This window comes from Mizugakiibacter sediminis (genome assembly GCF_000953855.2).
GTDB classification, from domain to species: Bacteria; Pseudomonadota; Gammaproteobacteria; order Xanthomonadales; family Rhodanobacteraceae; genus Mizugakiibacter; species Mizugakiibacter sediminis.
Window position 1 is genome coordinate 32853 of record NZ_DF970238.1, and the last position, 17301, is coordinate 50153.

Annotated in this window: 18 protein-coding genes; 8 read left to right on the forward strand and 10 right to left on the reverse strand. The window is 63.1% G+C overall.

Annotated elements, in window-relative coordinates; all coding sequences use genetic code 11:
- Window positions 1-11 precede the first annotated feature (11 nt).
- Genes MBSD_RS11400 through MBSD_RS11440 form a run of 8 tightly spaced genes read left to right on the forward strand, consistent with a single transcriptional unit; the run spans window position 12 to window position 11141 of the window.
- A complete protein-coding gene (locus MBSD_RS11400; protein WP_062537440.1) occupies window positions 12-2390 on the forward strand; it encodes a type I restriction-modification system subunit M in 2379 nt (792 codons plus the stop codon).
- Window positions 2387-3421, forward strand: a complete 1035-nt coding sequence (locus MBSD_RS11405) for a phosphoribosyltransferase-like anti-phage protein (protein ID WP_062537441.1) — start codon at window positions 2387-2389, stop codon at window positions 3419-3421. Before MBSD_RS11400 ends, MBSD_RS11405 begins: the two co-directional genes overlap by 4 nt.
- Entirely contained in the window at window positions 3421-5625 is a 2205-nt protein-coding gene (locus tag MBSD_RS15805) for an NADAR family anti-phage protein (RefSeq protein ID WP_237071796.1), read from the forward strand. Before MBSD_RS11405 ends, MBSD_RS15805 begins: the two co-directional genes overlap by 1 nt.
- Entirely contained in the window at window positions 5607-6056 is a 450-nt protein-coding gene (locus MBSD_RS11420) for a DUF6978 family protein (RefSeq protein ID WP_062537442.1), read from the forward strand. Before MBSD_RS15805 ends, MBSD_RS11420 begins: the two co-directional genes overlap by 19 nt.
- Complete coding sequence (locus tag MBSD_RS11425) at window positions 6053-6817, forward strand: DUF1829 domain-containing protein (protein ID WP_062537443.1); 765 nt, start codon at window positions 6053-6055, stop codon at window positions 6815-6817. The genes MBSD_RS11420 and MBSD_RS11425 overlap by 4 nt, the downstream gene beginning before the upstream one ends.
- Window positions 6814-7110, forward strand: coding sequence for a HigA family addiction module antitoxin (locus MBSD_RS11430; protein WP_082306637.1), 297 nt, complete (start codon window positions 6814-6816; stop codon window positions 7108-7110). Before MBSD_RS11425 ends, MBSD_RS11430 begins: the two co-directional genes overlap by 4 nt.
- A complete protein-coding gene (locus MBSD_RS11435; protein ID WP_062537444.1) occupies window positions 7107-10172 on the forward strand; it encodes a type I restriction endonuclease subunit R in 3066 nt (1021 codons plus the stop codon). Before MBSD_RS11430 ends, MBSD_RS11435 begins: the two co-directional genes overlap by 4 nt.
- An 18-nt stretch (window positions 10173-10190) precedes the next feature.
- Complete coding sequence (locus tag MBSD_RS11440) at window positions 10191-11141, forward strand: COG2958 family protein (RefSeq protein WP_062537445.1); 951 nt, start codon at window positions 10191-10193, stop codon at window positions 11139-11141.
- A 5-nt stretch (window positions 11142-11146) separates the two neighbouring features.
- Here the strand turns inward: MBSD_RS11440 and MBSD_RS11445 are convergent, their stop codons facing one another.
- The 10 genes from MBSD_RS11445 to MBSD_RS11490 all read right to left on the reverse strand — a co-directional run bounded on the left by MBSD_RS11445 (window position 11147) and on the right by MBSD_RS11490 (window position 17300).
- A complete protein-coding gene (locus tag MBSD_RS11445; protein ID WP_062537446.1) occupies window positions 11147-11437 on the reverse strand; it encodes a hypothetical protein in 291 nt (96 codons plus the stop codon).
- Window positions 11438-11515: 78 nt separating this feature from the next.
- Window positions 11516-11980 (reverse strand): lysozyme, encoded by a 465-nt coding sequence (locus MBSD_RS11450; protein ID WP_062537447.1) that lies wholly within the window; start codon window positions 11978-11980, stop codon window positions 11516-11518.
- A complete protein-coding gene (locus tag MBSD_RS11455) occupies window positions 11977-12453 on the reverse strand; it encodes a hypothetical protein (RefSeq protein WP_062537448.1) in 477 nt (158 codons plus the stop codon). Before MBSD_RS11455 ends, MBSD_RS11450 begins: the two co-directional genes overlap by 4 nt.
- Complete coding sequence (locus tag MBSD_RS11460) at window positions 12450-12752, reverse strand: DUF6127 family protein (RefSeq protein ID WP_062537449.1); 303 nt, start codon at window positions 12750-12752, stop codon at window positions 12450-12452. The genes MBSD_RS11455 and MBSD_RS11460 overlap by 4 nt, the downstream gene beginning before the upstream one ends.
- Before the next feature lie 66 nt (window positions 12753-12818).
- Window positions 12819-13169, reverse strand: coding sequence for a DUF2793 domain-containing protein (locus MBSD_RS11465; protein ID WP_062537450.1), 351 nt, complete (start codon window positions 13167-13169; stop codon window positions 12819-12821).
- A 3-nt stretch (window positions 13170-13172) separates the two neighbouring features.
- Window positions 13173-13781: a glycosyltransferase family 2 protein gene (locus MBSD_RS11470; RefSeq protein ID WP_062537451.1), complete on the reverse strand. Its 609-nt coding sequence runs from the start codon at window positions 13779-13781 to the stop codon at window positions 13173-13175.
- Entirely contained in the window at window positions 13781-16054 is a 2274-nt protein-coding gene (locus MBSD_RS11475) for a phage tail protein (protein ID WP_062537452.1), read from the reverse strand. The genes MBSD_RS11470 and MBSD_RS11475 overlap by 1 nt, the downstream gene beginning before the upstream one ends.
- On the reverse strand, window positions 16054-16269 hold the full coding sequence (locus MBSD_RS11480) for a hypothetical protein (RefSeq protein WP_187300666.1): 216 nt from the start codon (window positions 16267-16269) through the stop codon (window positions 16054-16056). Before MBSD_RS11480 ends, MBSD_RS11475 begins: the two co-directional genes overlap by 1 nt.
- Window positions 16266-16493 (reverse strand): hypothetical protein, encoded by a 228-nt coding sequence (locus MBSD_RS11485; protein WP_009521704.1) that lies wholly within the window; start codon window positions 16491-16493, stop codon window positions 16266-16268. Before MBSD_RS11485 ends, MBSD_RS11480 begins: the two co-directional genes overlap by 4 nt.
- An 18-nt stretch (window positions 16494-16511) precedes the next feature.
- Window positions 16512-17300, reverse strand: a complete 789-nt coding sequence (locus tag MBSD_RS11490) for a DUF2163 domain-containing protein (RefSeq protein ID WP_062537453.1) — start codon at window positions 17298-17300, stop codon at window positions 16512-16514.
- Window position 17301: the final 1 nt, after the last annotated feature.

The window sequence follows — 17301 nt, forward strand, 5'->3', positions numbered from 1 at the left end:
GGAACGTATCGATGCAGAAGAAGCAACAACAAGACCAAAGCCAGATCAAGTGGATCTCCGACTTCATCTGGAACATCGCGGACAACCGACTGCGCGATGTTTATGTGCGCGGCAAGTATCGCGACGTCATCCTGCCCTTTACCGTGCTTCGGCGTCTTGACGCCGTGCTGGAGGAGACCAAGCAGAAGGTGCTGGAGCGCAAGCGCTTCCTCGACAAGAACAACGTCGCCGAGCAGGACGGAGCCCTGCGGATGGCTGCAGGGCAGGCGTTCTACAACGTCTCCGAGTTCACGCTCGCCACGCTCAAGGCCAGCAGCCAGGGCCAGCGCCTGCGGGAGGACTTCATTGCCTACCTCGATGGCTTCTCACCGAACGTCCAGGAGATCCTCACCAAGTTCAAGTTCCGCGACCAGATTCAGACGCTGGTGGATGCGCATGTTCTGGGCTACTTGATCGAAGACTTTCTCGACCCCGAGATCAACCTGTCGCCGCTACCGGTCAAGGACGCCGACGGCCGCATCAAGCTGCCCGCGCTGGACAACCACGGCATGGGCACCGTGTTCGAAGAGCTGATCCGCCGCTTCAACGAGGAAAACAACGAAGAGGCCGGTGAGCACTTCACGCCGCGCGATGTCGTCAAACTGATGGCCAAGCTGATGTTCTTGCCGGTGGCCGATCAGATCCAGTCCGGCACCTACCTGCTCTACGACGGCGCCTGCGGCACGGGGGGCATGTTGACCGTTGCCGAGGAGACCTTGCGGGAGCTGGCCGAGGAACACGGCAAGGAGGTCTCCATCCACCTGTTCGGCCAGGAGATCAACCCCGAGACCTACGCCATCTGCAAGGCCGACCTGCTGCTCAAGGGCGAAGGCGACGAGGCGGAGCACATCGTCGGCGGTGCCGACAAATCGACCCTATCGGCCGATCAGTTCCGTTCCCGCGAGTTCGACTTCATGATCTCCAACCCGCCCTACGGCAAGAGCTGGAAGACCGATTTCGAGCGCATGGGCGGCAAGCAGGGTTTCAACGACCCGCGCTTCATCGTCAGCCACGGCGGTGATCCGGAGTTCAAGCTCATCACCCGCACGAGCGACGGGCAGCTCATGTTCCTGGTGAACAAGCTGCAAAAGATGAAGCGGCACTCGCCGCTGGGCAGCCGCATCGCCATCGTTCACAACGGCTCGGCCCTGTTCACGGGCGATGCCGGCCAGGGTGAGAGCAACATCCGGCGCTGGATACTGGAAAACGACTGGCTGGAAGCCATCATCGCGCTGCCGCTCAACATCTTCTACAACACCGGCATCGCCACCTACGTCTGGGTGCTCGCCAACCGCAAGCCCGAGCACCGCAAGGGCAAGGTGCAATTGATCGACGCCAGCCAGTGGTTTCAGCCGCTGCGCCGTAACCTTGGCAAGAAAAACTGCGAATTGTCCGAGGCCGACATCCAGCGCATCGTCGATCTCTACCTCGGGCCACCGCAGGACACGCCGCAGTGCAAATGGTTCGACACCACCGACTTTGGCTACTGGAAGATCACCGTCGAACGCCCGCTGCGGCTCAAAAGCCAGCTCAAGCGCAGCGCCATTGAGAGCCTGCGCTTCGCCAGCGGCGATGAGGCCCTGCGCGCCGAGATCTGGGCCAAGTACGGCGACAGGCTCTACGCCGAGTTCCCCAAGCTCAAGCCCGAGATCGAGGCGTGGCTGAAGGGCGATACCGGGGAAGAGAACGACGATGCGGAAGGCGATGAGGACGAGGGTACGCCCGCGAAGAAGGCGGTGCCCGAGAAGCGCCGCAAGAAACTGCTCGATTTCGCCACCTGGCAACGCGACAAGACCCTGATCGAGCTGGCGCTGCTCGCGCAGCAAGAGCTCGGCGACGGCGTGTTCGACGACCACAACGAGTTCCGCGCCCGCTTCGAGGCGGTCATGGCCAAGCACGGCAAGAAGCTCGCCGCCGCCGAAAAGAAGGCCATCTTCAAGGCCGTGAGCTGGCGTGACGAAACGGCGCCACCGGTGATTGCCAAGCGCACCAAGCTGAAAAAGGACGAGCCCTTCGAGCCGGGGCTCGACGGCGTGTACCTCGAGGTGGCGGGCAAAGACCGCTTCCTGGTCGAGTACGAGCCAGACACCGACTTGCGCGATACCGAGCAGGTGCCGCTGAAAGAGCCCGGCGGCATCGATGCCTTCTTCCGGCGTGAGGTGCTGCCCCACGCGCCGGACGCCTGGGTTGCGCGCGAGGCCACCAAGATCGGCTACGAGATCTCCTTTGCCCGCTACTTCTACAAGCCCGCGCCGCTGCGCTCGCTGGAGGAGATTCGCGCAGACATCCTCAAACTGGAACAGCAGACCGAAGGACTGTTGCAAAAGATCATTGGAGGGGTGCCGGCATGAGTGAGCGCCAAACCCTGCTGACGGCCATCGCGCAGACGATTCAGGACTACCGCGACGGATCACTACCAAAGCCGATCACCGACCATGTCGACCGCTGGGTGCAGCAGTTCGATGTCGGCGTGCAGCTTCCGATCCTGCGCGAGGTGGATCATGTCCTGAAGAACACCTATTTCTCGAAAGAGAAGGTGTCGGAGTTCCTCCGTGGGGCAATCCTCACGGCCAAGCTCACGGGCCCAAACCCCAAGGAGTTCTGGCGGTCCGCAAACTTCCTGGACATCCAGGGCGGCGGTGCCAGTCAGACCGACATGCTCGCCTTGTTCTCGGAGGTGCTCCGAGAGGAATTCGGCATCGGCATCGAAGATTGCGGCCAGGGCAACGATGTCTTTATCTACCTTGATGACGGCATCTTCACCGGCAATCGGGTGAGGCGCGATCTGGAAGGTTGGGTGCGCGACCTGGCTCCTGCGCAGGCAACGGTGCATGTGATCTGCATCGCGCTGCACAGCGGCGGGCAGTACTACGCGAACGGCAGGATTCAGACAGCCGTGAAAGCGGCTGGCAAGAAGGTCGACATCACCTGGTGGCGTGCCATCGAGCTGGAGGATCGCCGGGCCTACAGCGCGTCTGCAGACGTGCTGCGCCCCACGGCGATCCCGGACGACCAAGCAGTGCGGGATTACGTGGCGGGTATGAAGTACCAGCCGACGCTGCGCGCACCCGGCAGCCCTGGCAATGCCGGCTTGTTCTCCAGCGACGCGGCCAAGATTCTGCTGGAGCAGGAGTTCCTGAAAGCCGGCGTCCGCATTCGGCAGATGTGCCCGAACCTCGGCGACACGCAGCGCCCGCTAGGGCACATGACGCTGGAAACGCTGGGCTTCGGCTCGCTCATCGTGACCTACCGCAACTGTCCCAACAATGCGCCGCTGGCGTTCTGGGTGGACGCGCCGTGGTACCCGCTGTTCCCCCGAACCACGAACACGCAGACGGCTGTGCGAAGGATGTTCGCGGACTTGACTGGGGGCGGGCTTTGATGAGCAGCCGAGATCAAGTCCGCACCTACAGCCGCGCCGAAAGCGTCGTCTTCCTGAAGACCGACGAGCCGTTTGGCGGCCTCTCGAACATGGCCGGGGGCTACCCCATTCGTGTGAATGGCATTCGCATCCTTACGTCCGAGGCGCTGTACCAAGCTTGCCGGTTTCCGCACCTGCCCGACGTGCAGCGCATGATCATCAGCGAGAACAGCCCGATGACGGCCAAGATGCGGAGCAAGCCTTACCGCAAGGACTCGCGTCGGGATTGGGATCACGTCCGCGTCCGCATCATGCGCTGGTGTCTGCGGATGAAGCTTGCCAACAACTGGAGTGCGTTCAGCGAGCTACTGCTCCGGACCGGTGACCGACCGATTGTGGAGGAGTCTCGAAAGGACGACTTCTGGGGCGCCAAGGCCGTTGGCGATGGCAGCACGCTGGTGGGCATGAACGTGCTCGGTCGGCTGCTGATGGAACTGCGCGAGCAGGTGAAAGAACACGGCCGTGATGCCTTCCTGCGTGTTGAGTTGCCTGATGTTCCAGACTTTCAGTTGCTCGGCCGCCCGATTGAGGTCTGGACCTTGAAAGAGGCCGTCGCCCTGGCAACGCCGCAGCCTGGGCTATTTGGTGATGACCTGCCGAGCGTTCAAACGGCGGCCGTCCCTGCATCAGCAACCTTGACCCCGCAAATGAGTGGGCAGCTATCGAAACCCGATGCGTTGAAAGTAGAGGGGGAAGCCGACTGCGCCACGCCGGTTCGCCCTGCTGAGGCGGGTGACCAGGCGAGCGCTTATCCGAGCTACCGAGACTCAGGCCTTCCCTGGGCTCCAAAGATACCTGAAGGCTGGCAAGTGCTGCGCAATGGCCGGCTCTTTAGCCACCGCGTGGAGACTGGCTTCCCCGACTTACCTATCCTGGAGGTATCGCTGCGCACCGGCGTTCGGGTCAGGGACATGGAGAACCTGAAACGCAAGCAGGTCATGAGCCAGAAGGAAAAGTACAAGCGCGCAGCCAAGGGCGACATCGCCTACAACATGATGCGCATGTGGCAAGGCGCGGTTGGCGTGGCCCCGGTGGATGGGCTGGTCAGCCCGGCCTACGTGGTGGTCAAGCCGTACCCGGAAGCCAACTCGGCGTACTTCAGCTACCTGTTCCGGACCAGCGCCTACATGCGCGAGGTCAACAAATTCTCGCGTGGCATCGTGGCGGACCGCAATCGGCTCTATTGGGAGTCGTTCAAGCAAATGCCGTCCCTGGTGCCCCCGCGCGCCGAGCAAGACCAGATCGTCGCCTACCTGCGCGCGCAGGACGCGCACATCGCCCGCTTCATCAAGGCCAAGCGCGAGCTCATCAAACTGCTGACCGAACAGAAGCTGCGCATCATCGACCACGCCGTCACGCGCGGGCTTGACCCCAACGTCCGCCTCAAACCCACCGGCATCGAATGGCTGGGCGAGGTGCCGGAGCATTGGGAGGTCGCTCTCATTAAGCACATCGCGGACGTGCGCTTCAGCGGCGTCGATAAGCACTCGCACAACGATGAAATGCCCGTGCGCCTGTGCAACTACACCGATGTCTACAAGAACGACCGCATCACCGAAGATATGGACCTGATGCGCGCCACAGCGACGGCTGCGGAAATCGCCCGCCTGACGCTGAAAGCGGGTGATGTCATTTTGACCAAGGATTCGGAAACCCCGGACGACATTGGCGTACCCGCATGGGTGCCGGAGGATTTACCCGGTGTGGTTTGCGCCTATCACCTTGGCCTGCTGCGCCCCATACCGGAACGTGTGTTGGGCGAGTTCCTGTTTCGTGCTATTGGATCAGCGCGTACTGCGCAACAGTTTCACGTTTTAGCCACCGGCGTCACGCGCTTTGCACTCAGCAAGCACGATGTGAAGAACGCAGTCATCGCGTTGCCACCCATCGAAGAACAGCAAACCATCTGCCGCTGGATCACCGACGAGTGCCAGCCGCTGGACGGTGCCATCGCCCGCGCCGAAGAGGAAATCAAGCTGATCCGCGAGTACCGCGACCGCCTGATTGCCGATGTGGTGACCGGCCAGATCGACGTGCGCGGCTGGCGGCCAGGGCCGGATGACGTGGCGAGCGATGTGGAACTGGCCGCACTGGGGGGTGAGGAGGAAAATACCGGAGAAGAAGATTTGCACGAGGAGACTGCGTCATGGCCGACATGCACTTGACCCAGGCCGAGGCGGACGCCTTGCTTGCGATGGCCAAACACCGCAGCGACGAGGAGCGCTACGACTTTCCGATGGGCGGGCAAAGCCTTTCCATTCCTCTGCGCTCTCATGACCATCGCGAGCACTTTCTGCTGGACCTGCACCGTGCACGTATCAATCTGGCCAAGGTGAAGTTTCAGAGCCGCGCCCGTCAGGTCGTGGTGCTGGCGCGTCTGGACCTGGGCGGCGCGCCGCATCGAAACCCGGATGACACGGAAGTTCCGGCGCCGCATTTGCATCTTTACCGTGAAGGCTACGGCCACCGATGGGCCTACCCGGTGCCAGCCGAGCGGTTCCGTGATGTGGCCGATCTGTGGCGGACGCTGGAGGACTTCATGGCTTACTGCAACATCGTCGAGCCGCCCATCATCGAGCGAGGGTTGTTCACATGATCGCTGACATTCAAGGCCTGGTGGACGCCTATCACGCTTGGCTGAAGGACAAGACCGTCCTCAAGCAGATCAACGATTGGGTGGAGATCACCACGCCGTATCTCGACCGCCACAACGACTACATCCAGATCTATGCGCGCCGGGATGACGGCGGCGTGCTGCTGACCGACGACGGCTACACGCTGGAAGACCTGCGCGACAGCGGCTGCAAGCTGGATTCTCCCAAGCGGCAGGCGCTGCTGCGGCAAACGCTCAACGGCTTTGGTGTGCAGTTGTCCGGAGATCGGATTGAAGTGCACGCGACGCCGGAGAACTTTGCCTTGCGCAAGCACAATCTGGTGCAGGCCATGCTGGCGGTGGGGGATATGTTCTATCTCGCCGTGCCACTCGTGGCGAGCTTGTTCTACGAGGATGTGGTGGCCTGGCTGGACCTGCACGATGTGCGCTATACGACGAATGTCAAGTTTTCGGGCAAGTCGGGCTTTGATCACCGCTTCGACTTCGTGATCCCGAAATCCCGCCGCCAGCCGGAAAGGGTGTTGCAGGCCATCAACCGCCCCCGGCGCGATGCTGCTCAGGCGATCGCTTTCTCGTGGATCGACACGAAAGAAACGCGGCCCGCGGAGTCACGCGCGATTGCGTTGCTCAATGATTCGGAGCAGAGCGTTTCCGGAGACATTCTGGATGCTTTGCGCAATTACGACGTGCGCCCAGTGCTTTGGAGCCAGCGAGAAACCGTGGTCGAGGAGTTGGCCGCATGAGTGGCATCGAGACCGGGGCACCGTTTGCGCCCGATTGGGTGTCTCCGCCAGGCGACACCATTGCCGATGTGCTGGTGGAGCGCGGCTGGTCGTGCGCTGAGCTGGCCCGCCGCATGGGCTGTGCTGAAACGCATATCAGCCAGATCATCAACGGCGAAGCCCGTATCACCGAAGAGACGGCCTCCGGTTTGGCGCGGGTCATTGGCAGCACCGCAAGCTTTTGGTTGCGAAAAGAAGCTGCATACCGCGCACGACTGTCCGTGCGCACTGACGACACAGGAGCTGGGCAATGATTGCCACGGACACCAGCGAAAAAGGCCTCGAAGCCCTGATCGTGCGGCATCTCGCTGGCATCAGCGAGCATCCTCCAGTTTCTTCCGGTTCCGCACAAGAACCGACCGGCATTTATGCCCCCGGCGGCTATGTGTTGGGGCGGGCGTCGGACTACAACCGCGACCTGGCGCTGGACGTGGTCCAGTTGCTCGCCTTTCTGCGGGCGACTCAGCCGAAGGTGGTCGAGACGCTGAACCTGGACGCCGAAGGCATTCAGCGCACCCAGTTCCTGCACAGGTTGCAGGGCGAAATTTCCAAGCGCGGCGTGGTGGACGTGCTGCGCAAAGGGGTCAGCCACGGGCCGGTCCACGTGGACCTCTACAAGCTGTTGCCCACCCCAGGCAACGCCGCCGCGGCCGAGTCCTTCGGCAAGAACATTTTCAGCGTCACCCGGCAGGTGCGCTACAGCAACGACGAGTCCCAGCGCGCGCTGGACATGGTGATCTTCATCAACGGCTTGCCGGTGCTCACCTTCGAGCTGAAGAACTCGCTGACCAAACAGACTGTTGCGGACGCTGTGGTGCAGTACCAGACCGACCGCAACCCGGGTGAGCTGCTGTTTCAGCTCGGCCGCTGCATTGCCCACATGGCAGTGGACGATGCCGAGGTGCGCTTCTGCACGCACCTGACTGGCAAGACCTCCTGGTTCCTGCCGTTCAACCAGGGTTGGAACAGCGGCGCCGGCAATCCACCGAACCCTCATGGCCTGAAGACCGACTACCTCTGGAAGCAGGTGTTGGCAAAGGAGTCGCTGGCCAACATCATCGAGAACTTCGCTCAGGTGGTGGAGGAGGAAGAGCAAGACGCCAGCGGCCGCAAGCGCAAGACGCGCAAGCAGATCTTCCCCCGATACCACCAACTGCGCACGGTGCGCGCCTTGCTGCGCCGCAGCCGTGTGGATGGTGTCGGCAAGCGCTACCTGATTCAGCACTCAGCCGGCAGCGGCAAGAGCAACACGATTGCCTGGCTGGCGCACCAGTTGGTCGAGCTGAAAACGGATGCGGGGCGGGCGCAGTTCGACTCCGTCATCGTCATCACCGATCGGCGAGCGCTGGACACGCAGATTGCCCGCACGATCAAGTCCTACGACCACGTGGCTTCGATCTACGGCCATTCGGAAAGCGCCGAGGAGCTGCGCACCTTCCTGCGCCGCGGCAAGAAAATCATCGTCACCACGGTGCAGAAGTTTCCGTTCATCCTGGACGAGCTGGAGGACCTCGGCGACAAGAAGTTCGCGCTGCTGATCGACGAGGCCCACTCCAGCCAGGGCGGCAAGACGACGGCCAAGATGCATCTGGCGCTGTCCGGACACAATGCTGAGGGCGGCGAGGAGGAAGAGGAGGAATCGGTCGAGGACAAGGTCAACGCCTTGATCGAGTCTCGCAAGATGCTGGCCAATGCCAGCTACTACGCCTTCACGGCCACGCCCAAGACCAAGACCCTGGAGCTGTTCGGCGAGCGCCAAGTGGTTGGCGACACGGTGCAGTTCCGTTCGCCCGAAGAGCTGACGTACACCACCAAGCAGGCGATTCAGGAGGGTTTCATCCTCGACGTGATCGCCAACTACACCCCGGTGGCGAGCTTTTATCACGTCGCCAAGATCGTCGAGCACGACCCGGAGGTGGACAAGGCCAAGGCGCTCAAGAAGATCCGGCGCTACGTGGAGTCCCACGACAAGGCGATCCGTCGCAAGGCGGAGATCATGGTCGATCATTTTGTCGAGCAGGTGATCGGCGCCAAGAAGATCGGCGGCAAAGCGCGGGCGATGATCGTCTGCAACGGCATCGCCCGGGCCATCGACTACTTCCGCGAGGTTTCGGACTACCTCACCGAGATCAAGAGCCCGTACAAGGCCATCGTGGCGTACTCCGGCGAGTTTGAGATCGGCGGGTCAAAGAAGACCGAGGCCGATCTCAACGGATTCCCGAGCAAGGACATTCCGGCCAAGCTCAGGCAAGACCCGTATCGATTCCTGATCGTCGCGAACAAGTTCGTCACGGGCTTCGACGAGCCGCTGTTGCACACGATGTACGTGGACAAGCCGCTGGCGGGCGTCCTGGCCGTGCAGACACTCTCGCGACTGAACCGCGCGCATCCGCAGAAGGCGGACACGTTCGTGCTCGACTTCGCCGACAACGCGGAGGCCGTCAAGGCGGCGTTCCAAGAGTACTACCGTGCCACGATCCAGGAAGGTGAGACCGATCCGAACAAGCTCCACGACCTGAAGAGCGATCTGGACGCACAGCAGGTCTACAGCTGGCAGCAGGTCGAAGACCTCGTCGCGCAGTACCTTGGCGGAGCTGAGCGGGATCAGCTCGACCCAATCCTCGATGCCTGCGTCGCGGAATACGTCGAAAAGCTCGCTGAGGACGACCAGGTGAAATTCAAGGGCAAGGCGAAAGCCTTCGTCCGCAGCTACGGCTTTCTCGCGGCCATCCTGCCCTATGGGCATCCGGCATGGGAGAAGCTGTCGATCTTCCTCAACTTCCTGATTCCGAAGCTGCCTGCGCCCAAGGAGGAGGATCTGTCCAAGGGCGTGCTGGAAGCCATCGACATGGACAGCTACCGCGCTCAGGCCCAGGCTTCGATGCGGATGGCAATGGACGATGCGGACGCATTCGTCGAACCCCCACCGCCGGGAGGTGGTGGAGGTGGCGGCGAGCCAGAGCTGGACAGGCTGTCGAACATCATCAAGCAGTTCAATGACCTGTTCGGCAACATCGAGTGGCATGACGCCGACAAGATTCGCAAGGTCGTCACCGAAGAGATTCCGGCGCGCGTGGCGCAGGACAAGGCTTACCAGAACGCGCAGGCCAATTCGGGCAAGCAGAACGCGAGGCTGGAGCACGACAAGGCGCTCAACCGCGTGGTGCTGGAGCTGCTCGACGACCATACAGAGCTCTTCAAGCAGTTCAGCGACAACCCGAATTTCAAGCGCTGGCTGGCGGACATGGTGTTCGATTCGACCTACCGCCCAGGACAGAAGCCGTCGGTTCCGCCTCAATCGGGCGCTCAGGCCTGAACCATACCCGGAGGCGATATGCAGGAAAAGCTCAACCTCAGCAAGGCGCTGCTCAGTTTCCTGAAGGAACGTGCGGGCGAGAAATTCACCGCACGGCAGATCGCCGAGTGGGTGTTCGCGACCTACCCGGACGAGTGCCAAGCCAAGAAGGCCAGCAGCAAATTCATTACCGACGACGCCGGCCTGGTGCAACAACTGGTGGCAGAGATCAGTTCGCAACGGCCTGCACTACAGAGGCGTTACCCCGAGTTGAAGACCACTGAGGGACGCCCGCGCAAGTACTACTACTCCGAGAAGTCCGACAGCGCCGAGGTGGCAGCGGCTGAGGCAGGACAAGCTGAGGCGCCCGCTGCCGATGCGGCGGCAGGCAAGCTCGGCGAGCACGCGCTGTATCCAATGCTGTCGCAGTACCTGTGGGAGGAGTTCCGGGTCTTCTCCAAGCGCATCGACGAGAAGAAGTCGTCGAATAAGCGCGGCCCCAACGGCAACCGCTGGCTCTACCCCGATGTGGTGGGCATGGAGGACCTGGGCGCCGAGTGGCATCAGGAGGTGCGCGACTGCGTCAATCAGTACTCCGACAAGCGAACCCGACTGTGGTCCTTCGAAGCCAAGCTGCTGATCAACCGGTCAAACGCGCGCGAGTGCTTTTTCCAGGCTGTTTCCAACTCATCATGGGCCAACTTCGGCTACCTGGTCGCGGCGGAGATCGAGGGCCAAGACACGCTCAAGGAGCTGCGCATGCTTTTCGCGGCGCACGGCATCGGTCTGATCAAGTTGGACACCGAGAACCCGGTCGACAGCCAGGTGTTGATTCCGGCGCGCGAGCGGGACGAGATCGATTGGGACATGGCCAATCGTCTGGCGACCGAGAACAAGGACTTCCTCGGCTTCGTAAAGCTCGTCAAGCAGTTCTACCAGACCGGCGAGGCGCGCGCGGCGGACTGGGATCTGCCCACGGCGGCTGTCTGACCGCGCTACTCGAGGTGCCCGACCACGTCGAGCCGCTGGTCGCCACGCTGGAGCGCGCCGAACCAGGAGTCTCTCGAATCGGCGCGGGCGCGGCTGATGAGCATGGCGAAGCCCTCGCATCCGCGTTGACGAGACGTGGCGAAGTCGGTGGTGTCGAATCGTGCCTCTCTCACCAGCGTGGGCGCGACTGACTTCATGGCATACTCAAAGAATTCGAGCAGGCTGCTCTGCAGCTTGTCGTCGATGTTCGCTGCGGTGACGTCGTCGATGATGGCTTTCCTGAATCGGGGGTTCATAGAATCGCTCCGGGATCGATGGGATGACATGAACGCGCTGTTCCGGCGAAAAGCCAAGCGCGTCTGACCTGCCTTGCATCAGGTGTTGCCGAGCAGCCAGGTGACTTCGGCAGCTCGGCGCGCTACCAAGCCCGGGAGTACCTTTCCGCCGCCGTAGATCCATCGGCGCAGTTCCGTTGCTGCTGCGATCCAATCCCGTTGATTGACCCGCCGCCGCAGCGTCGAGGTCTGCAGCCGCCCGGCGCCGAGGTTGAAGGTGAAGTCCACGATGGCCGCGAGCCGCCCTTCCGGCTCGGTCGCCAGCACAGGGCAGTAGCGCAACGTCGCAGCCAGCGCGATCCTGAGGTCTTCTGCCAGGTAGCGCTCCGCCTCGACCTCCGTGATCGGCGGATGATCCGGATCGCAGAGGTGACCGTAGCCGACTGTCCAGTAGCCGGCTGGGCAGACGTAAGGATGCGCGCGGCCGGGATCGTTCTTCGGTACGCGGTGAAAGCCCTCGAAGCGTTTGGCCAGATCGATGGCCGCCTGCGGGACCGCGATCACGGCCGCACCCGGTCGAACACGCGCCCGAGGAACCAGAAGTTCAGCACCCCGGCCCACAGGGCCTGGTCGGCCTCGGTCCAGGCCGCCTGGATGGCGGGGATCCAGTCCGCCCCGGCCTCGATGGCACCCACGAAGGCGGCAGTCTTGGCCGCGCAGTACAGCGCCATGAACCAGTAGGTGATCACCGGACGGACGCTGCTGGACAGCGCATCGGCCCACTTCACGCCCGAGGGCCGCCCCTGCGCCGCAACCGCCTCGCGCAAGGCCTCGATGGCTCCGGTGTTCCATGCTGCGTCGGCCCCGGCGCCGATCTCGGCCATGCGCTGGGCGCCGCGCAGCTTTTCGAACTCCAAGGCCTTGTCCTGCATGGCGAGTTCATGGCTGCGCTCGCCCTTGCGGTCGATCCACTTCAGCACTTCGGGCGCCAAGCGGAAGGCCCCGCCGAGGAGGCCGCCAAGCAGGGTCTCGATCATTGGCCACCTCCCATCAGCTTGAGCTTGATGGCGGCGCCGACCAACAGCAGCGCCAGGATGCCGGTGGTCGCCACCTTGATGGTGGTCTGCCAGGCGGTCTTGCGGGCATCGCGCCAGGCTTCGAGCAGATCGCGCAGTTCGCGGATGTCGCGCGCGGCGTGGCCGTTTTCCAGGCCGAGGTGGGCGAGCACGCGCTCGGCCCCGCGTTCGGCGGCACGGTCGAGCAGTTCGTCGAAGTCCTCGCGGCGCAGGAGTAGCGTGTTCTCGACGAAGGCGGGGGCTTGGGTCGGTTCAGTCATGGGCGTCTCCAAATACGACGAACCCGCCTCGTGGGCGGGTTCATGTGGTTGCGAAGGGATGGAGATTCAGATGGCGATGCCGGGACTCCAGCCGGTGGCTTTGTAGGCCGAGAGCACTGCCTCGTCCTCGATGTAGCAAAGCCAGCCGATGTTGGGCGTGTGGTACTCCCAGGCATCGGCAATTCGCACGGCGATCTGGTTGGTTTTGCCTGCCCAAACGCCCGTGGCGGCGGCAGGAATGAGGTAGCGGTCGCCGTTGGCGGGGCTGGCCGGTGGCGTGGTCAGGTCGCGGTCTTTCACGGACAGGCCAACCACTGCGCCGAGGCGCTTGAGATTGGCGTCCATGCCGGTGTCCCAGCCGCTCTCGCCGAGCGTCCAGCCGTAATTGAGTCCAAGGTTCGGATCGGTTGATGACATGGTCTATCTCCAGAGATTCGATGCGTGGCCGATGGTTTGACGTATTCGCCGGACAGCTTCCGGGTCGCCGATGCGATGGCTTTGCTGCGGGTGTTGTCGCCAATGACGCCCAACGATGGGCAGGTACAGCACGCCGCCGCGCTTGGCTACGAGCAGGGTCAGCAGCCAGTCGGCGAAGTTGTTGAGGTCGGTGGTTTCCTTGAGCACGGCTTCCACGGCAGATCGGCGCATCACGATCAGGCCGTGAACGTGGCTGGCGCTGTTGGCGTGCTGCCAACGGCTGTAGGCCAGACGCCGCACCGCGATGTCCTGGCCGTTTTCGTCGGTCAGCGCTTCGTCGGTGTAGGCCATCACGGCCTGCGGGCAAGCATCCAGCGCATCGGCCAGTTGGGTGAAGGCACTCGCTTCGTACAAATCGTCGGGATCGACGAAGGACACCAACGGCAGCGTGCCTTGCGCATAACCTGCTGCGCGAGCCTCGCCAATGCGACCCGGGATGCCGGGTAGAACGTGCAACTGGATCGGTCCGTCCTCGAGGCTGGCGATGCAGGCCTCCCGCCATTCGGCAGGCTCGTTCAGGGTGAGCAGATGAACATCGATGCGCGGCTCCATCACACACCTCCCCAATACTGTCCCCAGCGCAGGCCGTAGCCCGCACGATCCATGACCCGCACCTGCGGCTGCCAGCTACTCAAACCATCGCGCTCGGCACTGATCTCCACCGTGATGCGGTCGCCCAGCGCAGCGGCATCCAGCGCGGCCACTGCTGCCGTCCAGATAAAGGTGGTGCCGAGCAGTCCCGTTTCGGTGTGCGCCAGCACGCCATTGCGATTGCGGATGCGTAGCGTGTAGGTCACACCCAGTTCCGGCCCGATGTCGCCTTCGTCTTGCTGCACGAGATAGGCGGTCTGCTGCGTGCGGTCGCGATGCGCCCACGCGACGGTGAGGTCACCGGCCACCACGGCAGGCTCGGTCTGGCCATTGAGGCGGATACGACCGGGTGGATACGGCAAAGCCTGCCGACCGGCCAGCACCATCGGCTGCCCATTGGCAGCCAACACAGGATCGCCCTGATCGGTCGACGTGCGAGGAATCGCGCCCACGAACACCGATTCGCCTGGAGCGCGCTCCGCACCTTCGGATGCCAGCCATTCGCCGACACCGATCAAACGAGTCCCCGAGGCATGTGCTTGGGGTGTGGTGTCGAGCACGCCGCGTGCGAGGTCAACCGTGGCCGCAGCGGTATCGAAGTCCAGGACAGCGACGGCTTCACGGATCTCACCGCTGCCATCGACCAGATAGGCGTAGTCACCCACGGTCAGCCTTTCCGGCTGGCTGATGGCCGTCACCGGCACACCGATGGCATCGACCTCGCTGGCAGGCAAGGCTACATCGAGCGTCAGCAGTGGTGCGTAGTCTTCGCCCACCACGGCAGCGAGATCGCCGCTCGTAGCACCGGTGGCCAGTTGCCAATTCAACTGCCCGGTGCCACCGGCGGCGGCCAGCGCACAGAGATAGGTGTCCGTGTCGGTCAGGTAGGCCAGATCTGCGCGCGACAAACGCCGGGCCAGCTCCCAATACGGCACCTCGACGGCCAGCACCAAGGCAGGCGGCAAAGGCTCAATGGTCGGCTCCTCGACGTGCGGTGGCGGGGGCGACAGCACGGTGTTGCTCATCCCGAACACATCTTCCATCGCTTCGATGCGCCACTCGGCCGCGCCCAAGGTGCCGGTGTCGATGCCGGTGACGCGCACGACCATCTGGTCTAGCCCTAAGCGTGGCCAGTTCAGCAGGAACACGTCGCCCGGCAGCGGCGCACGCTCCAGCGTGTCGCGCGCTACCGTCAGACTCATCCGGGCCAGGGGCGAACCCAAGGCGCGCAGGTCACGCAAGGCCAGCCGCGCGGCCAGCGGCCCGTAGTTCACACCCGGGTAGTCGCGGCGCTGATTGATCACGCCGCCTTGCAACTGGATGGCGGCCAGGTTCTCGACCGTGACGGTGGCATCACCGCCGGTTTGCCAGTCGGTGTAGACCACGGTCAGTTCGTTGGGCAGCTCGCCCCACTGGGCACGCTCGAAGCGTTCCAGCCGCACAATTTCGTCAGGCCCCAACTGTGGCAGGCTGTCGATCCAATAGTCGTCGCGCAGCAGCTTGAGCTCAAACGTGCCTTGCTCCGGGTCGGTGTAGAGGATGCCGCCAATGTGGTCGATGACCTGGCCGATGAAGCTCTCGATGGGCTGCTGCCGTGTCCAGATCAGATTGAGGCCGAAGCCCTCACTCGACAAAGCCCATGCCGCGTTCCAGAAGCTCCAGCCGATGGTGCTCTGCGGATAGCCCATGCCCCAGTGAGGATCGGTGAGGCACTGCACCAGGATGTGGGCCGGGTTCATGCCTACGCTGACCTCACGGCCTTCGTCGTCATCCCAGACCCGCACCTCGGCGTTCCACTCCATCCACGGCGTATCGAACCAACCCGCCGTGAAGCGCCGGACGCGCACTGCCCACGGTTTGATGTAGGGGTTGTTGGCTGCGAACAGGATCTTGCGTGCCACCAAGGACAGCACGCCCCGAAATGCCGGAATGGAACTCCCGAGGCGACTCATCAGATAGTCGTTGCGTCCTTGCCCGGCATGACCAGAAAGCACATCGATGGTGCCGACCACGCCGCCTTCGCGCTCGTCGCCGCCAAACAGAGTGGGCTTGTTGATCGAGAGGCTGGTCAGCCCATGCCCGCTGGACAGCGGCGCACGGTCGGCATCACCCCACGCGGTACGGTCGCCCATCTGGATTTCCTGCACGGCATCGACCGGGCCTTGGCACAGGGCCAGATGCAGCCCCATCCGATAGCGGTAGCCGACGGTTTGCTTCTTGCTGCTGCCACCCATCAGCCTTGCTCCCGCTGGCTGGATCGATTGCGGGCGTGATCGACCACACGTTGTGCCATTGCATCGCCAGTGGCCAGCAAGGTGTCGGCATCACAGCCATCGCGCAGGAAGGCCCGGAAATCCAGATCGTGACGCGCAAACCAAGTGCGCGTGCCGTTCACGCACAGGCCCACGGCGCGCACGTGATCGATGGTGATGACGGTCTGAGTGGTCATTTCTTGCCACCTTTCTTCTTGATCGGATCGGCTTCGAGATCGCCATACCAGACGACGTTGGAGCCACGCAGCAGCACGGTGCCGAACACGACGGGAATCGGTCGGCCTTCTTCTGCGGTGGGGGCATCGACGTCAGACAGGGACGCCGGTTTGGGTTCGGGCGGTTTCGGCGCGAGCGCGACCGAAACCAGCGCCGCCACCACGATGACGACGAGGTACCACATGGCGATTTCTCCAGGGATTCAGAACACGCCCGTCGAGAACGGGTTTTTGCTCGGGATGGCGGGAAAGCCACCGTAGTTGTCGAGGTTGCCGAAGCGCGACTCGCACGTGGCCGTGCTGTGATCGCAGCCGACCGTCAGCAGCACCTCGGTGCCGACCTCAATGGCCACCGGATAGAGCAACTCCACACCACCACCGTAGTCATTGACGATCATGTGGCGCGCACCTTCCGGGGTTTGCAGCCAGCCACCGGCCAAGCCACCACTGACGCTGCCGGGCGTGCCACCGTCGAGATCGACGTTGCGGCCATTGCTGTTGCTCACCAAGGCGCTGGCAGAAATCGGGGAGGCACCACAGGCAGCCGAATACAGCACGTGGGAACACTTGCGGCTATAGAGCCGCCGCAATCCGATACGTTTGAGACTGACTTGCGCCGACTCGCAGCGAACGCGAGCGACATCGTCAGCGACCTCTACGCCCAGCACCCGGCCCATCCAGCGCGTGCCCGAGATCCACCAGTAGTCGCCCCAGGAGTCGCGCCGTCCGATCCGCAAGGTGACCGAGGTGGTATCCCCGGTGAGCGACGTGGCCAGCAGGTGGCGCACGAGATCGCAGTCGGGTGGCAGTTTCAGATCCAGCGCCGATTTGGCGGCTTCAGCACCCAGCGCCAGTTCGTTGCGTTCCAAGGCCAGGCTCTTGTAGAGGTTGCCATCCAGATCAACATCGAATTCGTGCGGCGTCAGATAGAACTGCGCGCTGTTGCTGGCGAAGGCGTATAGCTCGACTTCCAGCAATGGGTTCTGGCTCATC

Coding starts and splice junctions, on each gene's coding strand:
- MBSD_RS11475 (WP_062537452.1), bottom strand. CDS start 16,054: ATGGGTGGCAGCAGCAAGAAGCAAACCGTCGGCTACCGCTATCGGATG.
- MBSD_RS11440 (WP_062537445.1), top strand. CDS start 10,191: ATGCAGGAAAAGCTCAACCTCAGCAAGGCGCTGCTCAGTTTCCTGAAG.
- MBSD_RS11490 (WP_062537453.1), bottom strand. CDS start 17,300: ATGAGCCAGAACCCATTGCTGGAAGTCGAGCTATACGCCTTCGCCAGC.
- MBSD_RS11485 (WP_009521704.1), bottom strand. CDS start 16,493: ATGTGGTACCTCGTCGTCATCGTGGTGGCGGCGCTGGTTTCGGTCGCG.
- MBSD_RS11435 (WP_062537444.1), top strand. CDS start 7,107: ATGATTGCCACGGACACCAGCGAAAAAGGCCTCGAAGCCCTGATCGTG.
- MBSD_RS11480 (WP_187300666.1), bottom strand. CDS start 16,269: ATGACCACTCAGACCGTCATCACCATCGATCACGTGCGCGCCGTGGGC.
- MBSD_RS11455 (WP_062537448.1), bottom strand. CDS start 12,453: ATGATCGAGACCCTGCTTGGCGGCCTCCTCGGCGGGGCCTTCCGCTTG.
- MBSD_RS11425 (WP_062537443.1), top strand. CDS start 6,053: ATGATCGCTGACATTCAAGGCCTGGTGGACGCCTATCACGCTTGGCTG.
- MBSD_RS11400 (WP_062537440.1), top strand. CDS start 12: ATGCAGAAGAAGCAACAACAAGACCAAAGCCAGATCAAGTGGATCTCC.
- MBSD_RS15805 (WP_237071796.1), top strand. CDS start 3,421: ATGAGCAGCCGAGATCAAGTCCGCACCTACAGCCGCGCCGAAAGCGTC.
- MBSD_RS11445 (WP_062537446.1), bottom strand. CDS start 11,437: ATGAACCCCCGATTCAGGAAAGCCATCATCGACGACGTCACCGCAGCG.
- MBSD_RS11405 (WP_062537441.1), top strand. CDS start 2,387: ATGAGTGAGCGCCAAACCCTGCTGACGGCCATCGCGCAGACGATTCAG.
- MBSD_RS11420 (WP_062537442.1), top strand. CDS start 5,607: ATGGCCGACATGCACTTGACCCAGGCCGAGGCGGACGCCTTGCTTGCG.
- MBSD_RS11470 (WP_062537451.1), bottom strand. CDS start 13,781: ATGGAGCCGCGCATCGATGTTCATCTGCTCACCCTGAACGAGCCTGCC.
- MBSD_RS11430 (WP_082306637.1), top strand. CDS start 6,814: ATGAGTGGCATCGAGACCGGGGCACCGTTTGCGCCCGATTGGGTGTCT.
- MBSD_RS11460 (WP_062537449.1), bottom strand. CDS start 12,752: ATGACTGAACCGACCCAAGCCCCCGCCTTCGTCGAGAACACGCTACTC.
- MBSD_RS11465 (WP_062537450.1), bottom strand. CDS start 13,169: ATGTCATCAACCGATCCGAACCTTGGACTCAATTACGGCTGGACGCTC.